This is a genomic window from Nocardioides jensenii JCM 1364 = NBRC 14755 (genome assembly GCF_001552535.1).
GTDB lineage: Bacteria > Actinomycetota > Actinomycetes > Propionibacteriales > Nocardioidaceae > Nocardioides > Nocardioides jensenii.
Window position 1 is genome coordinate 1 of record NZ_BCRJ01000159.1, and the last position, 5,904, is coordinate 5,904.

5 protein-coding genes are annotated in these 5,904 nt (G+C 71.2%); all 5 read left to right on the plus strand.

Annotation, left to right across the window (positions count from 1 at the left end; all coding sequences use genetic code 11):
• Nucleotides 1-1,083 (plus strand): vWA domain-containing protein (locus NJ4_RS24595; protein ID WP_157551343.1); only part of this gene is annotated, 1,083 nt, incomplete at its 5' end.
• On the plus strand, nt 1,083-1,697 hold the full coding sequence (cobO, locus tag NJ4_RS24600; protein WP_067442027.1) for a cob(I)yrinic acid a,c-diamide adenosyltransferase: 615 nt from the start codon (nt 1,083-1,085) through the stop codon (nt 1,695-1,697). The genes NJ4_RS24595 and cobO, both read left to right, overlap by 1 nt.
• Before the next feature lie 7 nt (nt 1,698-1,704).
• The gene (locus tag NJ4_RS26835; RefSeq protein WP_067442030.1) at nt 1,705-4,374 is read left to right on the plus strand and encodes a cobyrinate a,c-diamide synthase; all 2,670 of its coding nucleotides are present in this window, start codon (nt 1,705-1,707) and stop codon (nt 4,372-4,374) included.
• Between the two features lie 212 nt (nt 4,375-4,586).
• Entirely contained in the window at nt 4,587-4,814 is a 228-nt protein-coding gene (locus NJ4_RS24610; protein ID WP_067442033.1) for a CbtB-domain containing protein, read from the plus strand.
• A gap of 117 nt (nt 4,815-4,931) precedes the next feature.
• Complete coding sequence (locus tag NJ4_RS24615; protein ID WP_067442035.1) at nt 4,932-5,765, plus strand: CbtA family protein; 834 nt, start codon at nt 4,932-4,934, stop codon at nt 5,763-5,765.
• The last annotated feature ends 139 nt before the right edge of the window (nt 5,766-5,904 follow it).

The following is a 5,904-nucleotide window of genomic DNA, read 5'->3' on the forward strand; positions in this document are numbered from 1 at the left end:
GGCCCCGATGACGACGGGCCGGGCGACGGCGGGCCGGGCGACGGCGGGCCGGGCGACGACGGGCCAGGCGACGACGGGCCAGACGACGACGGGCCAGACGACGACAACGCGGGCGACGATGGTCTCGAGACGGGCGCTGGCGCGCCCTCCTCGACCAACGAAGGAGGCCGCGCGCCCTCCTCGACCGACGAGGCTGGCGCGCAGGACGTCCCGGTTGCCGAGGAGATCGCGCGCACCCACACGCCGTACCGGCCGAAGCTGTTCACGGTCAGCGGGACCGGCACCGGTGAGTCCGGCCGGCGCAGCCGCGCGGTGACCTCGGCCGGCCGTCGGATCGGTGCGACGAAGACGACCGGGCAGGGCGGTTCGATCCACCTCACCGAGACGATTCGCGCGGCCGCACCCCATCAGGTGATCCGCGGACGGGTCGAGGGAGCGCTGACCTTCCGGGCCGGCGACCTGCGGGTGGCGACCAAGGAGGGCCACGAGTCGAACCTGATCCTCTTCTGCGTCGACGCGTCCGGCTCGATGGCGGCGAAGAAGCGCATGGAGCAGGTCAAGACCGCGATCCTCTCGCTGCTCCTCGACGCCTACCAGCGCCGGGACAAGGTCGGCCTGATCACCTTCCGCGGCAACGAGGCCGACCTCGCCCTGCCACCCACGAACTCGGTCGACATCGCAGCGGCCCGGCTCGAACAGCTCCCTGCCGGTGGGCGTACACCGCTGGCGGAGGGCCTGCTCAAGGCGGCCGACGTGCTGCGCCTCGAGAAGATCCGTGACCCGCGTCGCCGTTCGCTGCTCGTGGTGGTCACCGACGGACGTGCCACCTCCGGTGCGGACGCCGTACGACGCTCGCGGCAGGTCGCCGTGCACCTGGCCGCGCAGGGCACCGCCTCCCTGGTCATCGACTGCGAGGTCGGCCGCTTCCGGATGGGACTGGCCGGCGCCCTGGCCACCGACCTGATGGCCGAGCACGTGCCGGTCGGCGAGGTCAGTGCGACCGCGCTCACGGGCGCCGTGCGGGGCCGTCTCGACGCGGGCGGGTCGCAGCTCACGGGCGGCTCGAACGAAGGGGCAGCCTGATGGCCAAGGGAGTCCCCGCGCACGTGCCCGACGACGGGCTGACCACCGCGCAGCGCCGCAACCAGCCGCTGCTGATGGTCAACACCGGCGACGGCAAGGGCAAGTCGACCGCCGCGTTCGGCCTGGCGATCCGCTCCTGGAACCAGGGGTGGGACGTCGGCGTCTTCCAGTTCGTGAAATCCGCCAAGTGGCGCATCGGCGAGCAGACCGTCCTCGAACGGCTCGGCGACCTGCACACCGAGACCGGCGAGGGCGGGCCCGTCGAGTGGCACAAGATGGGCTCGGGCTGGTCGTGGAGCCGCAAGGAGGGCACCGCCGAGGACCACGCCCGCGACGCTGCCGAGGGGTGGGCCGAGGTCAAGCGCCGCATCGCGGAGGAGCGCCACGACCTCTACGTGCTCGACGAGTTCACCTATCCGATGGAGTGGGGTTGGGTCGACGTCGACGACGTCGTCGAGACGCTGGTCAACCGGCCGGGCCGGCAGTACGTCGTGATCACCGGCCGCCGTGCGCATCCGAAGCTGGTCGAGGCGGCCGACCTGGTCACCGAGATGACCAAGGTCAAGCACCAGATGGACCGCGGCCAGAAGGGCCAGCGGGGCATCGAATGGTGATCGACCGGTGACTGCCCTGCCTCGGCTGGTCATCGCTGCGCCCGCGTCGGGGCACGGCAAGACCACCATCGCCACCGGCCTGATGTCGGCACTCTCGCGCCGTGGGCTGACGATCAGCGGCCACAAGGTCGGGCCCGACTACATCGACCCGGGCTACCACTCGCTGGCCACCGGCCGCCCGGGCCGCAACCTCGACCCGCACCTGGTCGGCGAGGACCTGCTGGTGCCGCTGCTGCTCAATGGCGCGCACGGCGCCGACGTCGCGGTGATCGAGGGCGTCATGGGGTTGTACGACGGCCAGATCGGCGGCGACGGCTTCGCCTCGACCGCCCACGTCGCAACGGTGACGAAGTCCCCCATCGTCCTCGTCGTGGACATCTCCCACGCGTCGCGTTCGATCGGTGCCGTCGTTCAAGGCATGGCGTCCTACGACTCCTCGGTCGAGATCGCCGGGGTCATCCTCAACAAGGCCGGGTCGGTGCGGCATGCCGACGAGGTACGCCGCTCGATCGACCTGCCGGTGCTCGGCGTGCTCCACCGCGACGACGGCATCGTCGCCCCCTCACGACACCTCGGGCTGGTGCCGGCCGACGAGCGCGACGAGGCCGCAGCAACCCTTGAGCGGTTGACCGACCGGATCACCGAGCGCATCGACCTCGACGCCGTGCTCGCCATCGCCGACAGGGCGTGCGCCCTCGACGCCGTGCCGTGGGACGCTGCCGAGGCTCTCCGGACCTCACACGCGTCGACACCTCCGTCGACCGCTTCGGATGATGTCCCGCCCGACGTCTCACGAAGCGGTTCCGGGACCCGTCCGGTGATCGCGATGGCGGGCGGCCGGGCGTTCACGTTCCGCTACGCCGAGACCGAGGAGCTGCTGCGCGCCGCCGGATGCGACGTCGTGACCTTCGACCCACTCCACGACGACGGTCTGCCCACGGGTGCAGCCGGCATCTATCTGGGCGGCGGGTTCCCCGAGGTCCACGCCGCCGGGCTGAGCGCCAACCTGCCGTTGCTGCGCGACCTGTCGGCGGCGATCGCGTCGGGCATGCCCACGGTCGCCGAGTGCGCCGGGCTGCTCTACCTGTGCCACACGGTCGACCAGGCTGCGATGGTCGGCGCGCTGCCCGCAGACGCGCGGATGACACCACGTCTGACGCTGTCCTATCGCCGCGCCGAGTCCCCTGTCGCGACCCTGCTCGGTCGACCCGGCGAGGTGGTCACCGGTCACGAGTTCCACCGGACCACCGTCACCCCGATCGCCTCCGCCGTACCGGCCTGGAGCGTCGACGACCAGCCGATCGGGTTCGCCTCCGACACCGTGCACGCGTCCTACCTGCACACGCACTGGGCCGGGCATCCGCAACTGGCGCAACGCTTCGCAGACGCAGCGCTCGCGTACGCGGAGGACACCGGCGGCCTCGCCGGGGTGACTGAGCAGCCGGGTCTCGATACGGGCGCAGAGCGCCCTACTCGACCACCGCAACATGGCGAACGCGCTGCTCGACCACCGCAACATGGCGAGCGCCCTGCTCGACCACCGCAACATGGCGAGCGCCCTACTCGACCACCGCAACATGGCGAACGCGCTGCTCGACCACCGCAACATGGCGAACGCCCCACTCGACCACCGGAACATGGCGAACGCCCCACTCGACCACCGAAGTGCGACCAGCCGTTGCGGCACCACGGTGACACCGAGGCCGGGGAGGGCATGGTCGACTTCGCGGTCAACGTGTACGACGGCCAACGGCCGGCCTGGCTGCACGAGGCACTCCTCGCCAGTCTCGACGACATCGGTGCCTACCCCTCCGCAACCGCGGCCGAGCACGCGATCGCCCGCCGACACGGTCGGCGAGACAGCGAGGTGCTGGCCACCGCCGGAGCCGCCGAGGCGTTCTCGTTGATCGCCCGGGTGCGCGCGTGGCGACACCCGGTCGTGGTGCACCCGCAGTTCACCGAGCCCGACGTCGCGCTGACGATGGCCGGCCACCGACCCACGCACGTGCCCTGTGACCCGGACGACGGTTTCCGCCTGGACCCCACCCGGGTGCCCGACGACGCCGACCTCGTCGTGATCGGCAACCCGACGAACCCGACCGGCGCGCTCCACCCCGCGGCGACCATCCGTGCACTGCTGCGACCGGGGCGCCTGGTCGTGGTCGACGAGGCGTTCATGGATGCGGTGCCCGGTGAGACCGAGTCCCTCGCCGGCGCCACGACACCGGGACTGGTCGTCGTACGCAGCCTCACCAAGCTGTGGTCGATCCCGGGGGTGCGCGCGGGCTACGTGCTCGCCGAGGCCCCGGTCATCGGTGACCTGCGTGCCCATCAGGTGCCGTGGTCCGTCTCGTCGACGGCGGCCGCGGCGATGGTGGCCTGCTGCAGTGACGACGCCGCGTCGGAGGCGGCCGAACGCGCACGGCAGATCGTCGTACGCCGCAAGGTCCTCACCGACGGGCTGACCGAGCTGGGCGTCGACCACCTCGCCTCGAACGCGCCGTTCGTGCTGGCCCGGGTCGACTCAGGTCTTCGGCAACGACTGCGCTCCGCCGGGTTCGCCGTACGCCGGGCCGACACCTTCCCCGGCCTGGACGACTCGTGGATCCGCATCGCCGTGCGCGCTCCCGAGCCCACGCGCAAACTGCTGTCAGTGCTGGCGATCGAGCTGCCCTGACGCCAGGTCGGGTCCACCCTTCGGCGGGCTGTTTCGATCAGGTCGCCGATGCTCTAGTGTGAGTCCCGTTGGGCTCGAGGAAGCCGGTGAAACTCCGGCACAGTCGCGCTACTGTGACACCGCTCCGGCAGCATCGAGGGCGGTGGAGTCAGACCCGAGGGTCCAGCGGATTCCCCACCAGTCAAGGGACGCACCATCCCTCAGGAGGACACATGTCTGACGCAACCCCCGCCATCTCCACGGCCGGCCCCGACACGATCGAGCTCCCCTCGATCCCGCTGGCCCAGATCGCCCCGTGGGCGCTCTTCTTCGGTCTCGTGGCGCTGCTCGCGCTCTTCTTCATCAGCACCGACCAAGGCGCCACCTCGCTGATCTCCGGCACCGCGATCCACGAGTGGGTCCACGACGGCCGCCACCTGCTCGGCTACCCCTGCCACTGATCCACACCCTGACGTCCCAGGTTCAGCGGGACCTCACTTCGCCACGTCGTGCGTTCGTGGTCGTTCCGACGACCCCGGCGCATGACGTCGTCCGGCATCGCACCGAACGGAACGCCCATGACCGCACGCAACATCCTGATCCGGGGACTCCTCGCCGGATTCATCGCCGGCATCTTCGGCTTCCTCGTCGCCCACCAGGTCGGCGAACCGCACGTCGAGAAGGCGATCGCCCTCGAGGAGGCGGGCTCGGCTGATGAAGCCGAGGCGCCCGAGGAACACGGCCACGACGAAGGCACTGCCCACGAGCACGACGCCGAAGAGGCGGGCGGCGCAGCGCATGAGCACAGCCACGGCGAGGAGGCCGAGGTCTCCCGAGGCAACCAGCGCACCTGGGGCCTGCTCACCGGGACCCTCATCGTCGGTACGGCGCTGGGCGGGCTGATCGCGCTCATCTCCGCCGCCGCGATCGGCCGGATCGGTCGACTGCGCCCCGCCGCCTCGACGGCTCTGGTCACCGCGGTCGGCTTCGTGTCCTTCGCGCTGGTGCCGTTCCTCAAGTATCCCGCTGCTCCCCCGGCCGTCGGGTCGGGCGACACGATCGGCGAGCGCACCGGCTACTACTTCATCTTCCTGGCCATCTCGGTGCTGGCTGCGGTGGCCGCCACCTTCCTGGCCAGGCACCTGCTCGGCAGGGTCAGCGTCTACGCCAGTGTCGTGATCGGCGCGGGCGCCTACCTCGCGGTCGTCGTACTCGCTGCGATCGCGATGCCGACCGTCAACGAGCTGGGTGACTTCCCGGCCGACACGCTGTGGTACTTCCGCCTGTCGTCACTGTTCACCCTGGCCACGATCTGGGGCGTCATCGGTGTCGTGCTGACCGGGCTCGTCGGCCGCCTCGACACGGTCGCGACGGCCCGGGCCGAGCGCCGCGAGCTCGCCGCGTCGATCTGATCCGGTCGGAGTCATGCCGATGAAGCGATCCGTGCCGCGTGCCCTGGGCCTGCTCCTGGGGTTCGCGGCCGACCGCGCGCTCGGGGACCCCGCCCGGTTCCACCCGGTGGCCGGCTTCGGCCGGCTCGCGGCCCGCGTC